The organism is Sphingomonas cavernae, assembly GCF_003590775.1.
Lineage (GTDB): Bacteria > Pseudomonadota > Alphaproteobacteria > Sphingomonadales > Sphingomonadaceae > Sphingobium_A > Sphingobium_A cavernae.
Map to the genome: position 1 here is coordinate 1,291,612 of NZ_QYUM01000002.1, position 23,325 is coordinate 1,314,936.

Here is a 23,325-nt window from a genome sequence, read left to right on the forward strand (position 1 = left end):
AGGATCTAGAGATCAAGCCGCCAGCTTCCTGAGCACGTACTGCAGGATGCCGCCGTTGAGGAAATATTCGAACTCGTTGATCGTATCGATCCGGCAGAGCGTCTCGAAGGTTTCGCTCGAGCCGTCGGCGCGGGTGAGCTTCACGCTGACGGTCTGCCGGGGTTTCAGGCCCGCGACATTGTCGATCGTGAAGGTCTCGGAGCCGTCGAGCTTGAGCGTCTTGCGGTCGACGCCTTCGGCGAACTGCAGCGGGAGCACGCCCATGCCGACGAGGTTCGAGCGGTGGATACGCTCGAAGCTTTCGGCGATGACGGCGCGGACGCCGAGCAGGTTGGTGCCCTTCGCCGCCCAGTCGCGCGACGAGCCGGTGCCATATTCCTTGCCCGCGATGACGACCAGCGGCGTGCCGTCGGCCTTGTAGCGCATCGCGGCGTCGTAGATCGCCATCTGCTCGCCCTTATAGGCCGAATAGCCGCCCTCGACGCCCGGCAGCATCTCGTTCTTGATGCGGATATTGGCGAAGGTGCCGCGCATCATGACTTCGTGGTTGCCGCGACGCGCGCCGTAGCTGTTGAAGTCGGCCTTCGAGACCTGATGGTTCTGGAGGTAGAGGCCGGCGGGGCTGTCCGCCTTGATGCTGCCCGCGGGGCTGATGTGATCGGTGGTGATCGAATCGGCGAAGATCGCGAGCGGCTTGGCCTCGATGATGTCCGCGGTCGGCGCCGGGGTCATCGTCATCCCCTCGAAATAGGGCGGATTGGCGACATAGGTGCTGCCCGCGCGCCAGCTATAGGTGTCCGAACCCTCGACGCTGATCGCCTGCCACTTCTCGTCGCCGGTGAAGACGTGCGCGTAGCGCGACTGGAACATGCCACGGTCGATATTGGCGTCCATCACCGCGCGGATTTCGGCATTGGAGGGCCAGACGTCCTTGAGGAACACGTCCTGCCCGTCCGAACCCTGACCGAGCGGGGTGGTGGTGATGTCCTCGGTCACGGTGCCCTTCAGCGCATAGGCGACGACGAGCGGGGGCGAGGCGAGGAAGTTGGCGCGGACGTCGGGCGAGACGCGGCCCTCGAAGTTGCGGTTGCCCGAGAGCACCGAGGCCGCGACGATGTCGTTGCCGTTGATCGCCGACGAGATCGTCGGCGCGAGCGGACCCGAATTGCCGATGCACGTGGTGCAGCCATAACCGACGAGGTTGAAGCCGATGGCGTTCAGATCCGCGGTCAGCCCCGCCTTGTCGAGATAGTCGGTGACGACCTGCGAACCCGGCGCGAGCGAGGTCTTGACCCAGGGCTTGGGGGTGAGGCCAAGCGCATGCGCCTTGCGCGCGACGAGGCCCGCGGCGACCAGAACGCTGGGGTTCGAGGTGTTGGTGCAGCTCGTGATCGCGGCGATGACGACGTCACCGTCGCCGATGTCGTGGCTTTTGCCCTCGACCGCGACGCGCGCGGGGGCGGCCTTCTTGTAGACCGAAAGCAGATCGGCGTTGAACACGTCGTCGACCTGATCGAGCACGACCTTGTCCTGCGGGCGCTTGGGTCCCGCGAGCGACGGCCTGACGCTCGCCATGTCGAGTTCGAGTGTGTCGGTGAAGACGGGGTCGGGCGCGCCCGCATGACGCCAGAAGCCCTGCTCCTTGGCATAGGCTTCGGTGAGCGCGACCTGCTCGTCCGATCGGCCGGTGAGGCGCATATAGTCGAGCGTCGCGTCGTCGATGCCGAAAAAGCCGCAGGTCGCGCCATATTCGGGCGCCATATTGGCGATCGTCGCGCGGTCGGCGAGCGAGAGCGCGTCGAGGCCGGGGCCGAAGAATTCGACGAAGCGGCCGACAACACCTTTCGCACGAAGCATCTGCGTGACGGTGAGCACGAGGTCGGTGGCGGTGATGCCTTCGCCCAGCGTGCCCGTCAGCTTGAAGCCGACGACTTCGGGGATGAGCATCGAGACGGGCTGGCCGAGCATCGCGGCCTCGGCCTCGATGCCGCCGACGCCCCAGCCGAGCACGCCGAGGCCGTTGACCATCGTGGTGTGGCTGTCGGTGCCGACGCAGGTGTCGGGATAGGCGACGGTTTCGCCATTCACATCGACCGAGGTCCACACCGCCTGCGCGATGTTTTCAAGGTTCACCTGGTGGCAGATGCCCGTGCCCGGGGGGACGACCTTGAAATTGTCGAGCGCCTTCGAACCCCATTTGAGGAATTCATAGCGCTCATTGTTGCGCTGATATTCGAGATCGACGTTATCCTGGAAGGCCTTGGGCGAACCGAATTCGTCGACCATTACCGAGTGATCGATGACGAGATGGACGGGGACGAGCGGATTGATCTTCTGCGCATCGCCGCCGAGATTGTTCATCGCGTCGCGCATCGCCGCCAGATCGACGACGCAGGGAACGCCCGTGAAATCCTGCATCAGCACGCGCGCGGGGCGATACTGGATCTCGCGGGTGGCGCTGGGATCCTTCTGCCAGTCGGCGATCGCCTTGATGTCGTCGACCGTCACGGTGACGCCATCCTCGAAGCGGAGCAGGTTTTCGAGCAGCACCTTCATCGAGAAGGGCAGGCGCGAGACATCGCCGATCTTGGCGGCCGCCTTGGCCAGCGAATAATAATGCACGGTCTTGCCGCCCACGCTGAGCGCGGAACGGGTGGCGAGGGTGTCCTGGCCGATGGCGGTCATGTCTTGGCTCCTTCCAATGGCTGGCATGGACTGGGGAGAAGCCGGGAGCTTGCCCATGCCGTCAAGTTCGCGCGAATGCGAGAGTCGGGCGGGGCCTTAGCAAGGGATTCGCGCGGGGGGAAGCGGCCAGCAACGAATTGCCGGGAGCCGACCGGATCCGGCGGTCAGGTATCGCGAAAACCGGCAGGCGGCTGGCCCGATGGTCAGAATGGATCGCCCCGGCGCAGCGATGCCGCGCGTCAGGCGCGTTCGCGGGATTGCGCCGGAATCGGCAGGGCGATCCGCGCGCACATGCCCCCTGTGGCAAGCCTCTTCAGTTCCACCGTCCCGCCATGCGCCTCGGTCGCGGACTGCACGATAGAAAGGCCGAGGCCTGCTCCTCCCGTCTTCCGGTTGCGCGAGGGCTCGCCGCGAAAAAAGGGTTCGAAGGCGCGCGCGATATGCTCGTCGGTCATGCCGGCACCTTTGTCGGCGATCTCGACTATGGCGGCCTCACCCTCGCGTCGCACGGAGACGCTGGCGGCGTCGCCATATTTCACCGCATTGTCGATGAGGTTGGTGAACAGGCGCTTGAGCAGGATCATGTCCCCGTCGATCGTGATGGGCTCTGCATGCTTGATGGCGACATCGTGCTGCATGTCGGCGAAATCGTCGACGACGCCTTCGACCAGCAGGCCGAGCTCCAGCGGTTCCATCACCCTTGGCCTGCTTTCATTGTCGACAAAATCGAGCGTGGTGCCGATGAGCTGCTCCATCTGCCGGATTTCTTCTTCCGCCGCCTTGCGGACATGTTCGGGCGCCGAGGCGAGATGGAAGTGAAGCCGGGCGAGAGGCGTTCGCAAATCGTGCGCGATCGCGCCGACGACAGAGGTGCGTTCGCGTATGTAGCGCGAGATGCGCGATTGCATCTCGTTTAGCGAACGCGCCGCCATACGGATTTCGGTCGGGCCCTCTACGGGCACCGGACTTTCCTCGATCCCCGCGCCGAGTCTTTCGGCCGAAGCGGCGAAGGCGCGGATGGGACGCGTCAGCAGGGCGCTGACCCAAAGGCTCAAGGGAAGGATCAGCAGCAGCCCGATAGGGACCGAATTCCGGCCGATATGCTGCCAGAGCGTATCGGGGTTGCGCGCCTCGCGCGTAATCATCCGCCACTGCCCCGATGATGTTCTGACCGCTATGGTGAAGCTGCCCAACACGATCGGATCGGCGGCGCCTTCCCCACCATATAACGCCATCTCGCGCGCCATGAGGTCGTGACGACCGCGATCCCCGTCGTTGAGATAAACGCGGACGTCGCCGCCAGACACTCCAAGCCGATGGGCCAACGCGGCAGCGATCAGCTTTTCAGCATCGTCGTCCGATCGCCGCGGCTCAACAGCCTGTATCCGCGAGCGGATCGAAGGCGTGTCCTGCGCAAGCGGCTGACCGCGAACCATGCGAGACATTTCATAGACCGAAATCGGCGCACCAACTTCGGGCGTCACGTAAAACATGATGGAAAGGCTCAGCGCGGTAAGCACCACTATCGCACCAAGGACGAGCGCCAGGATATATGCCTGGATAGAGTTCATCCACAGCGCGAAGCGCTCGAACCAGCCGCCGATCCGGCCCATCATCCGCGGCTGACCGACGGCAGAAACATATAGCCCTCGCTTCGGACCGTGCGGATGATTTCGCCATGCATCCGTGTCGCGAGCTTGCGGCGGAGGCGGCTGACCTGCGTGTCGACCGCACGGTCGAAGGCGTCGGAATCATCGCCGCGCGACAACTCCAGAAGCTGGTCGCGGCTCAAAACCCGTTGGGGGCGCTCGACCAATGCAAGCAACAGGCCGAACTCGCCTTCCGAAAGGCTGATGATCACGCCGCCGGGATCACGCAAAACGCGTCTGACCGGATCAAGCCGCCATCCTTCGAAGCAGTAATGGACAGCGGCCGATTGAGCACCCGCGGAGGCGCGCCGACGGCGCTGGAGCGCGCGTATTCGTGCGAGCAGTTCGCGCGGCGAGACGGGTTTGGGCAGATAATCGTCGGCCCCCACCTCGAGGCCGATTATACGATCGGTCTCGCTGCCCAGCGCGGAAACCATGATGATGCCGAGGTCGCCCTTTTGCACGAGCGAGCGGGCGACCGAAAGGCCATCCTCCCCGGGCATCATCACGTCGAGAATGATGATGTGCACTTCCGACTGCGCCAGAACCCGGCGCATCGAAGGCGCATCTTCGGCTTCCAGAACCGCATAACCCTGATCGACCAGGAAATTGCGTACAAGCGATCGCAGCGAAGGATCGTCATCGACGATCAGGATGTTGGGCTGAAACAGCTCCTGCCCGCCAGTGCTGAGGGGTTCATCCATGGCATCCAACTGCATTGCTCATATTTCCGGTCCGCGCCACGCTTCGGCATGGCCCGGCCATGCCCACGGACAATCGGCAAAAGGCTGGTTACGGTTCAAGCGCGCCTCTCCATCAGGACATGATAGCGACTTTAGCGGCAACGGTTTGTCGTTCTTTGCCAATGCTGACACAATTGATGCAAAATGATGGCGCGATGGCCCGATTGCGCCGGCCGACCTCTGCCCGTCGCCAAGGCTGCCAGCCCATATGGGCGGAGCTCCCCCAGATTTCCGGGGTTTCGTGTCGGCGCCGACAAAAAAATCAGCGAGGTTGCTGCTATATCACTCCAACAAGCCAGTCCGTCAAAGTCGGCGCTAGCAGGCCCAAGGTCGTGCTTGTCCCGACCCGAATAAATGGGCTGGAGGAATATGGGAGATGATATGCGCAAGCTCGTTCTCGCAACGCTTATGGCCATGATGGCGGCGCCGTCCCCCGTCCTTGCGCAACAGGCCGCGCCGCATGAGCAGCCAGCCAGATACTCGACCGCAGAAACCCCCGTCGGCGACCTGCTGGACAATCCGGCCGCCCGACAAATCCTTGCGAAACACGCGCCGCGGATCACATCGAGCACCCAGATCGATGCCGTGCGATCGATGCCGCTCAAGGCGCTGCAAAGCTATGCGCCCGAGGATCTGAGCGACATGGTCCTCGCGAAGATCGACGTCGAACTCGCCAAGCTGCCCGCCAAATAAGGACAGGTTGGCGATGGGACGACAAGCCATGACAAATCAGCCGCACGCAGCACCGCGCGACCCGAATGCGTCGTGGACGCGCCGATCCGCGCTCACGCTGTTCGCTTGCCTGCCGCTGGGATTTGCCGGCCTTTCCGGGGCAGCTCGGGCGGCGGATTGCGTCAACCAAGCCACGCTCTCCGCGGCGCAGAAAAGCATGCGCAAATCGCTCGGCTTCAAGGCGCCGTCGCCCGACCCGAAAAAGAAATGCGGCGCGTGCTCCTTCTTTACCGCGTCGGGCAATGGCTGCGGCAAATGCGCGTTGCTGAGCGGCGGCGTCGTGTCGCCTGATGCGGTGTGCGATTCATGGGCGGCGAAAGGCTGATCGCCATGCCAGATCCGCACCGGCAATTTGTCTGGGACATTCCGATCCGCATCTTTCACTGGTCGCTGGTCGGACTGCTGGCCTTCTCATGGTGGAGCGCGGAAAACTACCGGATGGACTGGCATCGTCTGTCGGGACAGGCGGTGCTGTTTCTCCTCATTTTCCGGGTAATCTGGGGAATTTTGGGCACGCAGACCGCGCGCTTCAGGCATTTCCTGAAAGGACCCCGCGCAATCCGGGCGTGGTGGAAGGGGGACCAGTCCGCGCCGGAGCAAATCGGACACAACCCGCTGGGCGGGTGGAGCGTGGTCGCGATGCTTCTCGCGCTCGGTGCGCAGGTCGTCACCGGCCTGTTCGCTGTCGATATCGACGGGATCGAGTCCGGGCCGCTTTCCCACCTTGTCGACTTCGAGCAGGGCCGGCTGGCCTCGGCGATTCACGACACGAGCTTCAATATCCTGCTCGCGCTCATTGCGCTGCACGTCGCGGCGGTCGTCTTCTATCTCCTCGTGCGTCGCCAAAATCTGGTCGGGCCGATGCTGACGGGCACCAAGGCTGCCTTGCAACCAGCCGTACCCGTTCGTCGTGGCGGTGTCGTCCAGTTGCTCTGCTCGCTGACGCTGGCGGGCGCGGCTGCCTGGTGGATATTTGCGGATCCCGCTTTCTGAACGTGGCGCGGACCGGCCTGCCTCGGGCCGGGCATGCGAACAAGAATAGTAAGTTAAACAAGGAAGAGACGAATGGCGGCAGGCATGAAACCGGGTTGGAAAGCGGGCGCTCTCGTCGTGATCTGTGCGTTGGCTGCACCATTGCTTGCTGCACCGAACGATATCGTGGCGATGCGTGTTGCGGGGTTCCGGGAGGTCGGCGCGGCGTTCAAGAACATTAATGACGAGTTGAAGTCGAGCACACCGCAAAAATATGTGATCCAGCTCTCGGCGCGCCAGATCAGGGACTATGCGCGCCAGCATTATGGCTGGTTTCCGGCGGGCAGCGGCTCAAAGCCGGGTGTGAAGACCGCCGCCAAGCCCGAAATCTGGAGCCAGGCGGCGGCGTTCAAGACCGCGCAGGACGGTTTTGCGAAGCAGGCCAATGCCTTTGCGACGGTCGCCGCGAGTGGCGACGTCGCCAGGATGCGCGCGCAGGCCAAGGCGCTGGGGCAAACCTGCACCGTTTGTCATCGCAGCTTCCGGATCGAGGAACGGCGCTGATCGACGCGGTCGGGCAGGAAGGAGACGCGTGATGAAGAATATCCGCAATTGTCTGGCGGTGGTCGCCATGGCCGCGCAGCCCGCCCAGCTTTGGGGGCAGGCGTCGGACATGGACATTTTGGCGGCCGCCTCGGATCGCTTTCCCGAGGGCATATCGGTGAAGGCAGTCGAGGGTGACAGCGTTTATGTCGATCGTCGGGGCCTGACGCTCTACGGCATGGACGTTCGCGCCGTCACCGGCCGCACCGGCAAGCCCTTTGTCTATTGTTCGGGGCCGTGCCTTGACGAATGGCAGCCATTGCTGGCGCCGCCCGGATCAACGCAAGCGCCCGTGTCTCCCGAATTCGGCGGATCGCGCATCGCTCCGGGTGGAGAGGACGCCCAAAAAGCGAGCGATGGCGGTGACTGGACGGTCATGCCGGGGCCCGCAGGACCGCAATGGACTTACAAGCGCGTCCATCTGGTCTTCACGCGCAAGGGCGACCGGCCGGGTTCAACCGCGCATGACGGCGATGACAGCTATACGTGGAACACGCTGAAATATGTTCCGCCCGTGCCCGAGTTTGCAGCACCGCCGAATGTCGAGGCGCGCTTCATCGACGGTGCCTATGTTCTGGCCGATACGCAAGGCAATCTGCTCTTCAGCCCCAAAGCGAAATCATGCGCCGAGCCATGCGCCGGCTGGCTGGTCTTCGCATCGGGCATGGCGCGCCGGGGCATGGGTGAATGGGCCGTGCGGCAAGGCGAGGACCATGCCCAATGGGTGTATGGCGGCAAGCCCGTCTACCGGATCAGGAGTAGCAACCTGGCTGACATCCCTGCCGAAGCCGTGTTGCTCAATCCCTGAAGCACCGCCCGCAGAACAGCGCCGCAAGCGGCGACAGTAACGAAGAGGATGGCAAGAGATGCAACGGCGAAGGAAACTGCAAGGAGCTATCGCGCTGGGCGTGTTCCCGGTGGCGGTGATTGCGCTCTCGCCCGGATCGGGCGGCGGTGAATTGACGACGTCCGCGCACGCCGCCGCGCCGGCCTTGCCCGCGCCGCCCGCCAATGGCGAGATGGGCTTCATCGTCACCCATTTCGCCCCCGCCGTCCATCAGGGCGAGGGCGACTGTCCCGAAGGGCTCGCCGGCACGCTGCGCGACAATTATCTGCAGACCGTCGCCCCGGCCGAGCGCACGCGGTTGCTCGACAAGGCGAACGAAAAGGAGCTGACCAGCAACTGGCAGCGCACCGCATTCGGTCCCGATGGGCTCAACATCTGCTCGCATCCCGACAAGTTCGATCGGCCGCCACAGCGCACGGTCCGGGGCAAAGTGGCTTATGGGCTGAACCTCGATGACGACACCGGCAATGACGGCGCGAATGGCGGTGGGAATGCCGGGGGCTGCGCGCACGACAATTTCACCAGCCCCGCGGGCGAAGCGGGAATAGACAACCAGATGTGGCGCGCCATGGGCTGCGTGCGCACCTGGCGCGGGGTCGACGGCATGGGCGGAGATATCGTCCGCGGGCTCGACCAGTTCCTGGTGAGTGGCGAGCACACGCAAGTGCTGCTGCTGCGTGGTGTCGACAGCCTGACCGACGATCCTGATGTCGAGGTGATCTACGCCAATAGCGAGGATCGCGCGATCGTCGATTCGCGCCAGAAATTCATCTTCGGCGCCAGCTACACCGTCACCGGGAATGCGCGCCATCGCAACGTGTTGCGTGGGCGGATCGCGAAGGGCGTGCTGATGACCGAGCCCACCGACATCCGACTGCGGCAGACCTGGGGTCAGGGATCGGCGCGCGATATAAGGGGCATGCGTACTGAATGGGACCTGCGGCGCGGACGTCTTCGCCTCGCTTTCCAGCCCGACGGGACGCTCAAGGGGCTGGTGGGCGGCTACCAGCCTTTCTGGAACGTGATGGCCAGCGCCTCGATCGGTGGCATAGGGGCGGCAACGACCGCAGGCTATGACTGCGCGGCAATGTACGCGGCGCTCCGCAACATGGCCGATGGCGACCGCGATCCAAACACCGGCCAGTGCACGACGATTTCCAGCGGATTGGAGGCGACCGCGGTCCCCGCCTTCGTCAACGACCGGCTGCCCGAAGCGAAGGTGGCGCGCAAATGACGCTCACTCGCTTCAAACGCGCGCGCGGCGCACTTCTCATAGCGTTCGCGCTGGCGGCCTGTACCGCCGAAAATACCCCGCAAGTTGCAGCCACCGAGCCATGGCTCGCCGCGCTCAAGGACCCACTCGGGCAGATCGTGGCGATGCGGAGGCTGACCGAGGCGCAGTATCGCAACAGCATCGCCGACATCTTCGGCCCGGACATCACGGTCGCCGGGCGCTTTGAGCCCATTGTGCGGCCCGTCCACGAACTGATCGCCACGGGAGCCGCGGCCTCCACGATCTCGCCCGCCGGCCTCGAGCAGTTCGACGCGATGGCACGCAACATCGCGTTACAGGTCTTCGCGGAGGAAAATCGCGCGCAGTTCATGGCCTGCACGCCGAGGGACGCGACGGCGCCCGATCCCGATTGCGCCGCCCGGGTCCTCGTCCCGATCGGTCGCTATCTGTTCCGCAGGCCGCTTACCGAAAGCGAGGTCGCGGGCTATGTGAAGATCGCAGGCGATGCGGTCGCCCCCGCCGGGTCGTTCCACAAGGGGCTGGAGCTCGCGCTCGCGGCGATGCTCGTGTCGCCCAATTTCCTCTATGTCATCGAAAGCGCCGAACCCGATCCGACGAGCCCCGGCAACCTTCGCCTCGACAACTACGCGCGCGCTGCCCGGCTGAGCTTCCTGTTGTGGAACACGACACCCAATGAGGCGCTGCTTCAGGCGGCGGCAGAGGGGCGACTTACCGATCAGGCCGAACTTGCAAGGGTTGCCGAACGCATGGTTCGGTCGCCCCGGCTGGAAGACGGCGTGCGTGCCTTCTTCGCGGACATGCTGCTGTTCGAGAAGTTCGACGAGATGGCGAAGGACCAGGTCGTCTATCCGCGATTCAACGGCGATGTCGCGGCGGCGATGCCCGAACAGATGCTGCGGACGATAGTAGACCATCTGGTCGCGCGGCAGGGCGATTATCGCGAGCTGTTCACGACGCGAAAGACCTTCATCAATCGCGCATTGGGGCCGCTCTACCAGACGCAGGTCAGCGCCTCACAGGGTTGGGTGCCGCTTGAGCTGGACGCCGATGACGATCGCGCCGGCCTGCTGGGTCAGGCCGGGTTCCTTGCGCTCTATTCGCATTCGGGGCGGAGCTCACCCACGTTGCGTGGACGCGCGATCCGGGAGCTGCTGCTCTGCCAGCCCGTTCCCAATCCACCCGGCAACGTCAATTTCACCGCCGTGCAGGAAGTGCACAGCAAGGCAATGCCGACAGCGCGAATCCGGCTCGATGCGCACAACACCGATCCGGTCTGCGCCGCCTGCCACAAGATAACCGACCCGCTCGGCCTTCCCCTCGAACGCTTTGACGGCATCGGCGCCTTTCGTCCGCGCGAGAACGGCGCCGTCATCGACACCGGCGGCGTATTCGAGGGCGCGGCATTCCAGGGCAATACCGGCCTCGGCAAGGCAATGGCCGCGAGCAAATCCACCACCGAATGCGTGGCCGGCCGCGCGTTCCAGTATGCGACCGGGCGCGTGCCCGAGGATGAAGGCGCGCTGGCTGGCGCGATCGAGCAGGGTTTCGAGGCGGATGGCTATCGCATCCAGGCGCTTTTCCTGCGCGTCGCCACCATGCCCGAAGCCTATCGGATCACGTCCGGCCCGATCGGCAGCACGACGATAGCGATGATGTCCCCCAACCGCAGCAAGACGGGAGCCAAGCCATGACCTTCACGCTCGATCGGAGGACCGCGCTGAGAGGCGCAGTCAACGGCATGGCCGTCGCCATCGGCCTGCCGCTTCTCGACATATTCCTCGACGTCAATGGCGAGGCGATGGCGGCGACGGGCGCGCCGGTGCCCGTCCGCTTCGGGACATGGTTCTGGGGGCTGGGCGTCAACCCGCCGCGCTGGTTTCCCAGCAAGATCGGCGCGGACTACGACCTCAAGGAAGAACTCGCACCGATCGAGCCCTTCAAGAACAAGATCAATATCCTAAGCGATTTCACGCTTCCGCTCGACGGCAAACCCAACCTGCCGCACATCAGCGGTGGCATCGGCATCCGCACGGGCATGGCGATCGCGTCCGATCGCGGCCTGCCGGGAACATCCTTCGACGTCTCGATCGGCGACGTGATCGGCACGCGCACGCGCTTCCGCTCGCTTGAGATTTCGGCGACCGGCGATCCGCGCAACTCGCTGTCGGGGCGCGGCAACGGCAACCTCAATCCCGCGGAAGTGTCGCCCGCCGCGCTCTATACGCGGATCTTCGGCCCCGGCTTTCGAGATCCCAACAGCGCAAGCTTCACGCCAGACCCGGCGGTGCTCGCGCGGCGCAGCGTACTTTCAGGCGTCACCGAACAGCGTCAGGCGATTGAATCGCGGCTGGGCGCCTCGGATCGCCAGCGGCTCGACCAGTATTTCACTTCGCTGCGCCAGCTCGAAAAGCAGCTCGACGTCCAGCTCACCAAACCTGAGCCGATGCAGGGCTGCGTGGTGCCGGGCAAGGTGCCCGAGCTGCCGGTCAATGCCGAAATCGAGAATGTGATGCGCAACCACGAAATCATGGCGGACCTGCTCGTCATGGCGATGGCCTGCGACAACACCCGTGTCTTCAACATGAACTTCAACAATGGCGCGTCGTCGCTGACGCGGATCGGCAGCACGATCACGCATCACCAACTCACGCACGAGGAAGTTCTCGACAACCGACTGGGCTACCAGCCCGAAGCGACCTTCTTCGTCAACAAGTGCATGGAGGCGTGGGTCTATTTCATCAAGGCGCTCGACGCGGTGAAGGAGGGCGACCGGACGCTGCTCGATAACACGCTGGTCTTCGCGCACAGCGAGACCGAGTTCGCCAAGTTCCACACGATCGACAACATCCCGATGATGACAGCCGGTTCGGGCGGCGGGCGTGTCCGCACCGGGCTGCACATAGCCGGCGAGGGAACCCCCGTCAGCCGCGTGGGGCTGACGCTGCAGCAGGCGATGGGCGTTGCGGTCGATCGCTGGGGGACCGAAAGCCTCGAAACCAACAAACCGCTGAGAGAATTGATGATTTGAAGGGTATCGCTACGCCCTTTCCACTGGCACGGACTGGGGCATGGCGGCGGCCCGGGCTCGGGTCCGCCGCCAATCCATCAGATCAGAAGCGCCAGCCGAAGCTCAGCTTCCCGCCGTGATCGGCCCAATGCTCGGCGGCAGATCCGACATAGGCAGCGCCGATGCTGAATGCGCCGAACTCGACCGCGAAGCCGCCATCGATCATCACCGCGTTGCGCGGTAATTGCGCGCCGACGACCGTAAAGACGTTGGTGGAAGCGGCGAAGCGCAAGCCGGCGCGGCCTTCGAGATCGCCCCAGCCATGCTGCCAGGCGGCGGTCAGCCGCGGCAGGAAGCGGGCGCCGCCGCCGAGCTCGACCGCGCCGTCCAGCTTGAGGCCGAGCGAAAGGAAATCGACCTTGCGGGCATCATCCTCAACCGTGAGCGCCGACGCGCCGCCAGCTTCGGTGAAGCCTTCGGTATGCGTACGGACATGCGCAAAGCGCGCGAAGGGCGCGATGGCGACCGGACCCGTATCGAACGCATGGGCAATCTCACCGAAGAACTGCCGGCTGGTAGCATCGTAGCTGGCGGCAGCAGTTTCGTTGAAGCCGGGGAAAATCACCGAGCGCGTGGTCTTGATATCGTGCCAGCCGAAGGCCGCACCCGCGCGGATCGAGAAACGCCCGGCCGTGTAACCGGCCTGGCCGCCGACAAAACTGCTGTCTGCATCCGCGTCGCTCGAGCGGGCGTCGGCGCGGTAATCGGCGTTGCCGATGCCGCCCGCCAGTCCGACACTGAAGCCGTTGCCGCCCCAATTGACGCCCGCGATCAGCCCGCGCTGGTCGGTCGAGACCTTGGCTGTGCCGTTCTGCGCGTCGGCCTGGCCCCAGCTCGCCAGCCCCTGCCCCCAGATCGAAACGCCTTCACCACCGCCATTGGCGAGCAACGCATCGCGCACATGGCGACTGTCGTTGATCAGGCCCGACGCGACGCTTGCGTGGATCTCGCCCGACAGCGCGTCATAGGCCGTTCGCGCACCCGTAGCATTCTGAACCAAAACCGCCTCGAACAGGGTGTTGCCCACGCCCAGCGCTTCGACTGCGTTCGCAGTGCTCGTCTGGTTGGACGTCGCGGCGACCGCAGCGAAGTCGATGTCGTTGCGCAGCAGCGTCAGCGTCACCGCATTGGCCGAATAGCCGAGGCTTGGGGTTAGGAAGGCAAGGTTGGACGTCACCGTGCCGAACCGGCCGTTGACGCCCTGCGCCGCGGTCAGGATCGTGTAATCGGTGCGGCCGCGATACTGGCCGTTCGCCGCGAGCACCTCGACGGTGCCGCCGCTCAGCGTTGCGGTGCCCGTTGCGTCGATACGATCCGCAGCGCCGCTGGCCTCGACCTCGACCTCATAGACCGATCCCGCCGCGAAGCTGACATTGCCCGCGACCTGGAGCCGGCCGATCGAGTTGCCCGGCGCCACGGTGCCGTTGGACACGGCGACCACGCCGCCCACGGTGCCGTTGCCGCCGAGCGTGCCGCCGTCGTCGACCGTGACGGTCGAAACGATCGAGCCGTTGACCGACAGCGTGCCGCCCTCAACCGTGGTCGGGCCGGTATAGGTGCTGTTGCCTGTCAGGTTGAGCCGCCCGTCGCCGGTGAGCACCAGCGATCCGTCGCCGGTGATCTCGCCCGCATATTCGGTGTTGCTGTCCTGATCGACGGTCAGCGTGCTGTCATCGATCACGACGTCGCTCTGTGACGTGCCCGAAAGCGAGGCGATCGTCTGGGAGGTGCCGCTGATGTCAAAGGTGCCCGCGCCGAGGTCGATCTCGGTCTCGGGATCGATCTGGCCCGCAAGCCGCACCGTGCCGCCGAGGATACGCGTGACGCCCGTGTAGCTGTAGCCGCCCGCAAAGGTCAGCGTGCCGGCGCCCATCTTGGCGAAGTCGCCGGTGCCCGAGAAATCGCCGAGGAAATCATAATCGTCCGAGCGGTTGAAAACGAAGCTGCCATTGTTGACGAGGTCGCCCGTGAAGCTGCCCGTCGTGCCGCCGTCGCCCAGTTGGAAAATGCCGTCGCCCGACGTGACCACGTCGCTGCCAAGGCTTCCCGTCAGGATCAGCCCGCCATTCGCGATGTCGGTGAGGCCCGTATAGGCGAGCGCGCCGGTGTCGACGGTGATGATCGCCTCGCCCTCGAGCCGGACGCCGCCGCTCCCTGAGATGACGAGCGCGTCGGCGTCGTCGAGCGCGCTGCCATCGGCGAAGTTGAAGACCAGCAGGCCGTTATTGACCACCGACGTCGTCGCGATCGGGCTCGCCGCGCCAGCGGGCGCGGCCACTTCGTTCAGCCGAAGCGTCGCATTGGCGCCGATCGTCACCTGATCGAACGCGCCGACGGCGCCCGCGGTATTCCAATAGCCCCGGTCGACCGACAGCTTCTCGAACCCGTCCATCTGCGTGAGTGACTGCGCCGCCGTTGCTGCGGCGCTGGTTCCGTCAAGCGTCACGCTGTCGACGCCCGCACCGCCGTCAACGGCGCCGGTGATGACCGAGCCTGTCTTGAGGATCAGGCTGTCGTCGAATCCGCTCAGCGTAGCGGCAGTTCCTGCTCCACCCGTCAGCGCACCGCTATTGGTGAGTGTCACCGCCCCGAGCGAGGAGAACGCAACGCCGGTGCCGCTGCGGATCGTGCCGCTGTTGGTCGCGGTCGCGCTATCGACGTCGAGATGCACGCCGCCGTTGATCGTCCCGCTATTGGTCAGCGCGGCCGTCTTGCCAGCCGTGTTCTGCTTGCCGATGACGAGACCGTTCAGCGTCCCGGTGATGGTGCCGGCATTGTCCACGACGCCGCCGCTCGCGATCAGCACGCCATAGCGCGCGCCCGAGATGACGCCACTGGCCTGGTTGGTCACGGTGCCAATGGCGGTCTGGCCGCTGGTGTCCTGACCGCTAAAGGCCTGGATCGTGATGCCATCGGTTGTCGCGCCCGCGACGCCCTGGATCGTGCCGCTGTTGATGACGCTGCCGCCGCCGAACAGCCTTACGGCGTCATTATTGTCGCCGCGGATGGTGCCGCTGTTCTCGACAACGGTATTGCGCGCCACCCCTGCGATCGCGTTCGTCGCGGGATTATACGCCGCGGTGGTGGTGATGCCCGTATTGGCGCCCGAGATCAGGCCGCTGTTGACCACGCGCGAGCCCGGCTGTCCGATCACTACACCCGCATCGGGCAGCGCGGTAGGGCTGTCGGCAGTGCCGTCGCCGCGGATCGTGCCCGCATTGGTGATCGTCAACACGCCAAGTTCGGACAGGATGCCGCTTGTGACGCCGGTGATCGTGCCGCCTGCCCGGTTTTCGACAGTGAGCGGCGCGGCCATATCGTTGAAGACGCCGCGTCCTGTGGTGCCCGCGATGGTGCCGCTGTTCCGGAGCGAACCCGAAGCAAGCGCCTGGCTAAAGATGACACCATGTCCGCCCGTTATGGTGCCGCCATTGTCGACGGTGCCGATGAGACCCGCCACAGGGGACTGGATGCGCACGCCGCCCGTCAGGCCCGAGATTTCGCCCACATTGTTCACGGTGCCGCCGTTGGACGAGATGATGCCGTAGCGATCGCCCTTGATCGTGCCGCCCGCCAGATTGTTGACGGTGCCGATCGAGGTGATGCCGGTCAGATCCTGCGCGACGCTGTTGGCGCCCGTCGCCGCCGGCCCCTGATAGGCAAACATCGAGATGCCGTCGGCAAGCGGCCCTCCAGTCCCGATGATCGCGCCGCTATTGGTGACCGTGCCGCCGCCGATCAGGCGGATGCCGTCATTGCTCTCGCCGCGGATCGTGCCCGTGCCGGTGTTGGTGATCTGGGTATTGAGCGCGCGCCCTTCGAGCTGGCTCGTTGCGGCATTGTTGAAATAGGCGGTCGAGATGCCATGCCCCGCGCCCGAGATTTCGCCGCTGTTGGTGATCGTCGATTGCCCGGTGACGAGCGTCACGCCGCCGTCGGGAAGTGCCGCGAAGCCGTCATAACTGCCCGTGCCCCGGATCTTGCCTGCATTGTCGATATGGATCGCGCCAAGGTCTGCGAGCACCGCGGATGTCGTACCGGTGATCGTGCCGGTTGCGGCGTTGGTGAGCGTCATCGCCCCCGATCCGCCCTGATAGACGCCATTGCCCGCCGTGCCCGTGATCGTGCCGCTATTGGTTACCGTGCTGCTGCTGATGTTACGGAGGACCACGACTCCGTCGGGACCCGTGATTGTACCGCTATTGGCAACCTTCGCTTCGACCAGCGTCGGGTTGGTATTCTGGATCTGAACACCCACTGCGCCGCCGGTGATCGCGCCCGCATTTTCGACAACGCCTCCCGCTAAGTGGAAGACACCCCCGCGCGCACCCGAGATCGTGCCGCCCGTCCGGTTGATGACCGTGCCGATCGGATCGGGGCCGCTGATGTCCTGTCCGGTAAAGGCGTTGGTGCTGACGCCATCGGCGCGCGCACCATCGACTCGTCCCTCGATCGTCCCGCTGTTGGTGACGGTGCCGCCGCCGATCAGTCGCACGCCGTCATTGCTGTCGCCGATGATCGTGCCGCTGTTCTCGACGATTGTGTTGCGCGCGACGCCCACAGTTGCCCCAGTGGTACGATTATAGGCTGCGGTAGTGGTGATGCCCGCATTGGCGCCCGAGATCATACCGGTGTTGACCACGCGCGAGCCCGGCTGCCCGATCACGATGCCCGCATCGGGCAGTGCGGCGATGCTGTCCGCGGTGCCGCCCCCGCGAATATCGCCGGCATTGGTGACTTCGATTGTCCCGAATTCCGACATGATGCCGCTGAGTGCGCCGGTGATCGTGCCGTCCGCCCCATTGGTCACTGTCAGCAGGCTGTCCATATGGTTCACGATGCCGTAGCTGGCGCTGCCAGTGATATCGCCATCATTGTCGAGCGATGCGCTGGCGAGCGATCCCACGCCGACAGCGTCTCCAAAGATCACGCCGGTTCCGCCCGCGACCGTGCCGCCGTTCGTGACCTCGCCGACCATGCCCGGCACGAATGAGCGCACGCTAATGCCCGCCACGCCGCCCGAAATCTCGCCAGCATTGTGCACGGTGCCGCCGTTGGACGAGATGATCCCGAAACGTTGGCCCGAAATCGTGCCGCCCGCCAGATTGTCGACGGTGCCGATCGAGGTGATTCCGGTCAGATCCTGCGCGACGCTGTTGGCGCCCGTTGCCGCCGGGCCCTGATAGGCGAACATCGAGATGCCGTCGGCCCCCGCCGCGCCCGTGCCGATGATATCGCCGCTGTTGGTCACCGTGCCGCCGCCGATCAGCCGCACGCCGTCATTGCTCTCGCCGCGGATCGTGCCCGTGCTGGTGTTGGTGATGCTATTGCCGATCGCGCGACCGAGAAGCTGGCCGGTGGCTGAATTATAGAAATAGGCGGTCGAAATGCCGTGCCCGGCGCCGCTGATCTCACCCGAATTGGTCACCGTCAGAGGGCCGCCTGCGGCCGTGATCCCGCCCTCGATCGGGCCGGCAAAGCCGTCATAGCCGCCGTTGCCGCGGATCGTGCCTTCATTGTCCAACGTGAGCGTGGCCGCTTCGGCAAAGATGCCGATCCGGTCGCCTTCGACGGTCTCGGTCTCGGGATATTCGACCGACACCAGTTCATTCTGCGTCAGGTGGAGTCCATAGTCGGCGGCCTGAACGGCCCCGCCAAACGGAAATCCCGTCGCCGCCACCAGTGCGGACGTAAACATGCAACGCGTCTTGAACTTCGCCATTGTGATCGATTCCCCCCGGAATATGTTGCCTGCAGGGGTCGCGTCCCGCAGGCTGGACTGCGCATATCGTTGTACGCCAAGCGCATCATCCCCTGATCATGGTATGGCGGGATTGACGGCGCGCGGGCCGGGCTTCTATCGCTGCGGGCTTAGGGGGAACCGAGTTGGCGACGCCGGTTCGGTGAATTGTGTTGGGGGGTAATGGCAGTGGCGAAGCGTTCGGCCGCGCTTGGCGAGGTATTTCTGTCGGCTCCGCTCGAAAAGGACGGATGGGACAACGCCCTTCGCGAGCTTGCGCGTCAAACCGGCTCCGCGCGCGCGCAATTGATCGCGTTCGGTGGGGCGCACACGATCCCGTTCAACTGGATGACCGATCCAATCGAGGGCTGTACCGAGGAAGCTGTCGCCATCGGTGGCGGCAGCGCCGATGTGAACTGGCGCGTCGCCTGTGCCGGTTTGCCTTTCGAGGTCGCGAGCGAGGCCGACTATGACAGCGCGCGCAAACGACTAAAAAGCGAGGTTTACGACGAGTTTGCCGAGCGCTTCGAAATGCCGAATGGTTGTCAGACCGTTCTCCTGCGAGAAGCCGGGGCCTTTCTCGGCCTCTCCACGCTGAGAACGCATGCCGACGGGTGGACGACTGCGGCCCAGCGCCTGATCTTCGCCGATGCCGCGCCCTATGCTCTGGCGGCTGCGCGAATGCAGCAGGCCATGGAGCATCAGGGTGCCAGGCTGATCGCGGGGGCGCTCGAGGCGATGAATGCCGCGGCGTTCATCTGCGATCGGCGCGGCCAGGTCGGCGCGCTGACCGCCGCCGCGGAGGCGTTGCTGAGCGCACGGCGCGGGCTGCGGCTTGATCGCGGCATGCTTTTCGCGCGCAGGTCCGACGAGGACCGGGAGTTTCAGCGCGCGCTCGGTCATGCGCTGCGGGCCGATGGGGGAACCGCCGATGCCCGGCTGTGGCTCCGCGGCAAGGACGGACCGCTCTCGGGCCAAATCTGCGAGATTTTCTCGCTGCCCCAGCGCGAATGGAGCTTCGGCTTCGAGCCGCGTCTGCTCGTCATCCTGCGTGAGCCTGCCGATCTGGGCGAGCCCCACCACCGCATGCTGGCACAAATCCTGGGCCTGTCCCCCGCCGAGGCGGAGGTAAGCCTGCTCGCCGCTCAAGGCGTCGCGCGCGAGGAGATCGCGCACCGCCGGGGAGCCGCGACGGCCACCGTGAACGCGCAGATGAAGAGTATATTCCGGAAATGCGAGGTGTCCCGCGAAGGCCAACTGGTGGCCTTGATCAACAAGTTGCTGCGGCGCTGATACGGCCTTTCCGTCCGGAAGCTGGTTGTGAATTTGGCCCTTGGCAGCGCAACGTCGACCATCCGACCATAATATGTGTCTTGGCACGAATTGACGTCTTGAACCTGCTTTCTCGTCCCGGAAAGCGGTCGGACCGCTTACCGCAAATCAAGGCCGAGAACCCACGGTGAATCAGATCTAATTCGCAACCGACCTGAAGGTGGAATATATGCCGGGCTTCTATCTCAATGTTGAGCCCGGCAAATTCAGCTTATTCCGCCTTAAAACAGCGCGTTAGAGGACCTAGCGCAACAGATCGCTGCAGGTGTATCCTAGAACGGAACGTCGTCGTCGAGATCGCTGTCGAAAGCAGCCGGTGCTGCGGGTCGTCCACCGCCGCTGCCCGAAGCGCGGCCGAAATCGTTGCCGCCACCCGACGAACGGCCATAGTCATTGCCGCCGCCGCTCCAGCCCTCATTGGAGCGACCGCCGCCCGCACCTTCGTCGCGGCCGCCGAGCATGACGAGCTCGCCACGGAAACGCTGGAGAACGACCTCGGTCGAATATTTGTCCTGGCCGTTATTGTCCTGCCATTTGCGCGTCTGGAGCTGACCTTCGAGATAGACGCTCGAGCCCTTGCGCAGATACTGCTTCGCGACCTTCGCCAGATTCTCGTTGAAGATCACGACGCGGTGCCATTCGGTCCGCTCCTGCTTGTTGCCTTCGCGGTCGTTCCAGCGCTCCGACGTGGCGATCGAGAGGTTCACGACCTCGCCGCCATTGTTGAGCGAGCGCGCTTCCGGGTCGGCGCCCAGATTGCCGACCAAAATCACCTTGTTCACCGAGCCAGCCACGCCCTTATCCCTTCTAAAGTCCCAATGCCGTCGCGCCCCAGAAGGTGGCGCCTGCTGCGACATAAGCGAGTCCGAAGAGATATGCCAAGGCGAATGATGGCCACTTCCAGCCATTGGTCTCGCGCCGCATGACCGCGATCGTCGAAAGGCATTGTGGCGCAAAGACGAACCACATCAGGAAGGCGAGCGCGGTGGGCAGCGACCAGCGGCCCTGAAGCTGCGTGCCCAGCGAGCGCGCGGTCTCGTCCTCGTCATCACTTTCGATCGAATAGACCGTGGCGAGCGCTGAAACCGCGACCTCGCGCGCCGCCATTGCGGGGATGATCGCGAGCGCCATTTCATGGTTGAAGCCGATGGGTTTGACCACGACCTCGAGCCCCGAGGCGATACGGCCGGCGATTGACTGTTCGACCTGGTTCTGGCCCGCGGGCGCCTGCGGGAAGGAGAGCAGCGCCCAGAGCACGACGGTTACCATCATGATGATCGTGCCCGCGCGGCGCAGGAAGATCCAGGCGCGCTGCCACAGTCCGATCGCGATGTCGCTCAATCGCGGCATCTGATATTTTGGCAGCTCCATCATGAAACCGCTCGTGCCGCCGCGCGCGATGGTGCTGCGCAGCACGAAGGCGACGAGCATCGCGCCGAGAATCCCGACAAGATAGAGGCCGAACCAGACGGCGCCCTGCAGTCCGACGCCATAGCCAAGGTCGCGCGCGGGGATGAAAGCGCCGATAATCACGCCGTAGACCGGAAGACGCGCTGAACAGGTCATCAGCGGCGCGATCAGGATCGTGGTCAGTCGCTGCTTGGGATCGTCGATCGTGCGGGTCGCCATGATGCCGGGGATCGCGCAGGCAAAGGAGCTCAGGAGCGGAATGAAAGCGCGGCCATTGAGCCCCACGCGCGCCATCAGCCGGTCCATCAGAAAGGCGGCGCGCGCCATATATCCGGAGGCTTCGAGCAGCAGGATGAAGAAGAAGAGGATGAGGATCTGCGGCAGGAAGACGACGACCGAACCGACGCCGGCGATCACGCCGTCGACGAGGAACGATCGGAAGACGCCGTCGGGCAGCACATCGGCAATGACCGACTGAAGCGCCGCGAAACCGCCTTCGATCCAGCCGATGGGCGCCTCCGACCAGGCAAACACCGCCTGGAACATGACGAAGAACAGCGCGAGCAGGATGAGCAGGCCGCCGACGGGGTGCAGCAGCACCGAATCGAGCAGGTGCGTCACCTGCCGGACCGGGGTTTCGGAAACCGTCGCCGCGACCGAGATCGCGCGCGCGCGGCGCTGGAGATGCGTGATGTCCTCGGGCGAGGGTGCCGCGACGTGCGGCGCCGCGCTGCCGTCGCCGACAAGCGTCTCGAGCGCGGCCTTGAGTTCGTCGAGCCCGCGGCGACGCACCGCGACGGTCGGGACGACGGGCACGCCGAGTTCGCGCGCGAGCACGTTCGCATCCAGTTTCAGCCCGTCGCGCTCGGCAAGATCGACCATGTTGAGCGCGACCACCACCGGCAGGTCGAGCGCGATAAGCTGGAGCGTGAAGCGCAGATGATTGTCGAGATTGCCCGCGTCAACGACGACGATAAGCGCCGATGGCCGCTTCTCGCCCGTCTGATGGCCCAGCACGACATCGCGTGTCACCGCCTCGTCGGGGCTGCCGGGATCGAGGCTATAGGCGCCGGGCAGGTCGACCAGCTCGACGGGGCGGCCATCGGACAGCGCCATGCGCCCCGACTTGCGTTCGACGGTGACGCCGGGATAGTTGCCGACCTTCTGCCGGGCGCCGGTGAGCGCGTTGAAAAGGGCGCTTTTGCCGGCATTGGGATTGCCGACCAGCGCGATCATCGGTGCAGGGGTCATGATGCTATGGCCGAAATCGTGACCAGGATCGCCGCGGCATGGCTGCGGCGCAGCGCGACCGTCATCCGCCCAACCTTGCATGCGATCGGGCCGGTGCGAAAGAGCCCGCTATGATGCCGGACCTCGACCGCCACGCCTTCGCCAAAGCCGAGCTCGCGAAGCCGGCGCGCCTCGTTGGGCGCGAGCATGTTCCAGTCGATTTCCGCGATCTGCGCCGTCTGGCGCAGGGGCAATTGATCAAGCCGCACCGTGTTTCCGTTGATTCTATCCATATTTCTGCGACTGATTATCAATAACGCCGGGGAATAGCCAGCACTGGTTTCATAGCGCGGGATAGCGCAGGCGTCCGATGAAGCGCGAGAGGCTGGGCATGCGCTCGCGCCGCGCAAGGAACTGCGCCTTGGTCTTTTCGAAGCGCATCACGCCGTCGATACGCCGCGAGAGGAAACCGCGCGTTTCGGCGAGGCCCGCGCTCTCGTCGTTGAGGAACACCATCAGCGTCGCGCCATAGACGCCCGAGAGGATCGCGCGCTTGCTGTAATGATTGTAATCGGTCGCGGTGTCGCCCGCGAGACGCCACATATGATCCGCCGCGCGCCAGCCGAGCCTGAGCGCGGTCGCGGCATTCTGGGGCATGGCGAGGATCGCGAGCGCACGGCGCAGCGCCTCGCGGTGCGGGGTCGCGGCGTCGATGCGCGCGAGCACCAGCGCGGTGATCTTTTCGCGGACCTTCATCGCTCCGAGCTTCTCGGGGGGGAGCGCCATCTCCATCGCGCGATCGATCGCCGCAAACCACGCGTCGATCATCTCGACCCCGCCACCGGGAAAGGCGAGCCGCGCTATATCGGCATCGACGCCAAGCTCCCCGGCGGCACGCGCAAGCGCGACCGCGTTCCAGCCGTCGAAGCTGGCATGCGCGGCAACGCGCGGCGCTAGCGCGGCCCGGATCTCATCGAGCGTCGGATCGGCGGGCAGGGCGGGCGGCTGGGCGGACATGTGCGGCGCGTCTCCAATCATCGGCCGATCTATGCGCGCTCGA

18 protein-coding genes are annotated in these 23,325 nt (G+C 64.9%); 10 read left to right on the plus strand and 8 right to left on the minus strand.

Annotated features, from left to right (window positions below; genetic code table 11):
- Positions 1–12: 12 nt before the first annotated feature.
- From acnA to D3876_RS06350, 3 genes are all read right to left on the minus strand, one after another.
- A complete protein-coding gene (gene acnA, locus D3876_RS06340) occupies positions 13–2,685 on the minus strand; it encodes an aconitate hydratase AcnA (protein WP_119760415.1) in 2,673 nt (890 codons plus the stop codon).
- A gap of 239 nt (positions 2,686–2,924) precedes the next feature.
- The gene (locus D3876_RS06345) at positions 2,925–4,298 is read right to left on the minus strand and encodes a sensor histidine kinase (protein ID WP_119761114.1); all 1,374 of its coding nucleotides are present in this window, start codon (positions 4,296–4,298) and stop codon (positions 2,925–2,927) included.
- Positions 4,298–5,038 carry a response regulator gene (locus D3876_RS06350; protein ID WP_119760417.1) on the minus strand — a complete coding sequence of 247 codons (741 nt, stop codon included), beginning with the start codon at positions 5,036–5,038 and terminating at the stop codon, positions 4,298–4,300. Before D3876_RS06350 ends, D3876_RS06345 begins: the two co-directional genes overlap by 1 nt.
- On the opposite strand from D3876_RS06350, the gene D3876_RS20200 reads away from it, so the two are divergent.
- The 9 genes from D3876_RS20200 to D3876_RS06390 all read left to right on the plus strand — a co-directional run bounded on the left by D3876_RS20200 (position 5,037) and on the right by D3876_RS06390 (position 12,514).
- The gene (locus D3876_RS20200) at positions 5,037–5,225 is read left to right on the plus strand and encodes a hypothetical protein (RefSeq protein WP_147417597.1); all 189 of its coding nucleotides are present in this window, start codon (positions 5,037–5,039) and stop codon (positions 5,223–5,225) included. The genes D3876_RS06350 and D3876_RS20200 overlap by 2 nt on opposite strands.
- Positions 5,226–5,458: 233 nt before the next feature.
- Positions 5,459–5,770: a hypothetical protein gene (locus D3876_RS06355; RefSeq protein WP_119760419.1), complete on the plus strand. Its 312-nt coding sequence runs from the start codon at positions 5,459–5,461 to the stop codon at positions 5,768–5,770.
- Between the two features lie 13 nt (positions 5,771–5,783).
- Positions 5,784–6,134 carry a high-potential iron-sulfur protein gene (locus D3876_RS06360; RefSeq protein ID WP_238475266.1) on the plus strand — a complete coding sequence of 117 codons (351 nt, stop codon included), beginning with the start codon at positions 5,784–5,786 and terminating at the stop codon, positions 6,132–6,134.
- 5 nt (positions 6,135–6,139) lie between these two features.
- Positions 6,140–6,802 carry a cytochrome b/b6 domain-containing protein gene (locus D3876_RS06365; RefSeq protein WP_119761116.1) on the plus strand — a complete coding sequence of 221 codons (663 nt, stop codon included), beginning with the start codon at positions 6,140–6,142 and terminating at the stop codon, positions 6,800–6,802.
- Positions 6,803–6,874: 72 nt separating this feature from the next.
- A complete protein-coding gene (locus tag D3876_RS06370; RefSeq protein ID WP_238475267.1) occupies positions 6,875–7,345 on the plus strand; it encodes a c-type cytochrome in 471 nt (156 codons plus the stop codon).
- Positions 7,346–7,376: 31 nt separating this feature from the next.
- Positions 7,377–8,192, plus strand: a complete 816-nt coding sequence (locus D3876_RS06375) for a COG4315 family predicted lipoprotein (RefSeq protein WP_182911891.1) — start codon at positions 7,377–7,379, stop codon at positions 8,190–8,192.
- A 58-nt stretch (positions 8,193–8,250) separates the two neighbouring features.
- The gene (locus D3876_RS06380) at positions 8,251–9,465 is read left to right on the plus strand and encodes a hypothetical protein (protein ID WP_119760424.1); all 1,215 of its coding nucleotides are present in this window, start codon (positions 8,251–8,253) and stop codon (positions 9,463–9,465) included.
- Positions 9,462–11,177 (plus strand): DUF1592 domain-containing protein, encoded by a 1,716-nt coding sequence (locus tag D3876_RS06385; protein WP_119760425.1) that lies wholly within the window; start codon positions 9,462–9,464, stop codon positions 11,175–11,177. Before D3876_RS06380 ends, D3876_RS06385 begins: the two co-directional genes overlap by 4 nt.
- A complete protein-coding gene (locus D3876_RS06390) occupies positions 11,174–12,514 on the plus strand; it encodes a DUF1552 domain-containing protein (protein WP_119760427.1) in 1,341 nt (446 codons plus the stop codon). The genes D3876_RS06385 and D3876_RS06390 overlap by 4 nt, the downstream gene beginning before the upstream one ends.
- Before the next feature lie 82 nt (positions 12,515–12,596).
- Here D3876_RS06390 and D3876_RS06395 read toward each other — a convergent pair whose 3' ends face one another.
- Positions 12,597–18,251 carry an autotransporter domain-containing protein gene (locus tag D3876_RS06395; protein ID WP_182911892.1) on the minus strand — a complete coding sequence of 1,885 codons (5,655 nt, stop codon included), beginning with the start codon at positions 18,249–18,251 and terminating at the stop codon, positions 12,597–12,599.
- 231 nt (positions 18,252–18,482) lie between these two features.
- On the opposite strand from D3876_RS06395, the gene D3876_RS06400 reads away from it, so the two are divergent.
- Entirely contained in the window at positions 18,483–19,586 is a 1,104-nt protein-coding gene (locus D3876_RS06400) for a helix-turn-helix transcriptional regulator (RefSeq protein WP_182911893.1), read from the plus strand.
- 311 nt (positions 19,587–19,897) lie between these two features.
- Here the strand turns inward: D3876_RS06400 and ssb are convergent, their stop codons facing one another.
- The 4 genes from ssb to D3876_RS06420 all read right to left on the minus strand — a co-directional run bounded on the left by ssb (position 19,898) and on the right by D3876_RS06420 (position 23,303).
- On the minus strand, positions 19,898–20,419 hold the full coding sequence (gene ssb / locus D3876_RS06405; protein ID WP_238475268.1) for a single-stranded DNA-binding protein: 522 nt from the start codon (positions 20,417–20,419) through the stop codon (positions 19,898–19,900).
- Between the two features lie 13 nt (positions 20,420–20,432).
- A complete protein-coding gene (feoB, locus tag D3876_RS06410; RefSeq protein ID WP_119760435.1) occupies positions 20,433–22,286 on the minus strand; it encodes a ferrous iron transporter B in 1,854 nt (617 codons plus the stop codon).
- Positions 22,283–22,534 (minus strand): FeoA family protein, encoded by a 252-nt coding sequence (locus D3876_RS06415; protein WP_119761120.1) that lies wholly within the window; start codon positions 22,532–22,534, stop codon positions 22,283–22,285. Before D3876_RS06415 ends, feoB begins: the two co-directional genes overlap by 4 nt.
- 73 nt (positions 22,535–22,607) lie before the next feature.
- Positions 22,608–23,303 (minus strand): COQ9 family protein, encoded by a 696-nt coding sequence (locus D3876_RS06420; RefSeq protein WP_420801938.1) that lies wholly within the window; start codon positions 23,301–23,303, stop codon positions 22,608–22,610.
- Between the last annotated feature and the right edge of the window lie 22 nt (positions 23,304–23,325).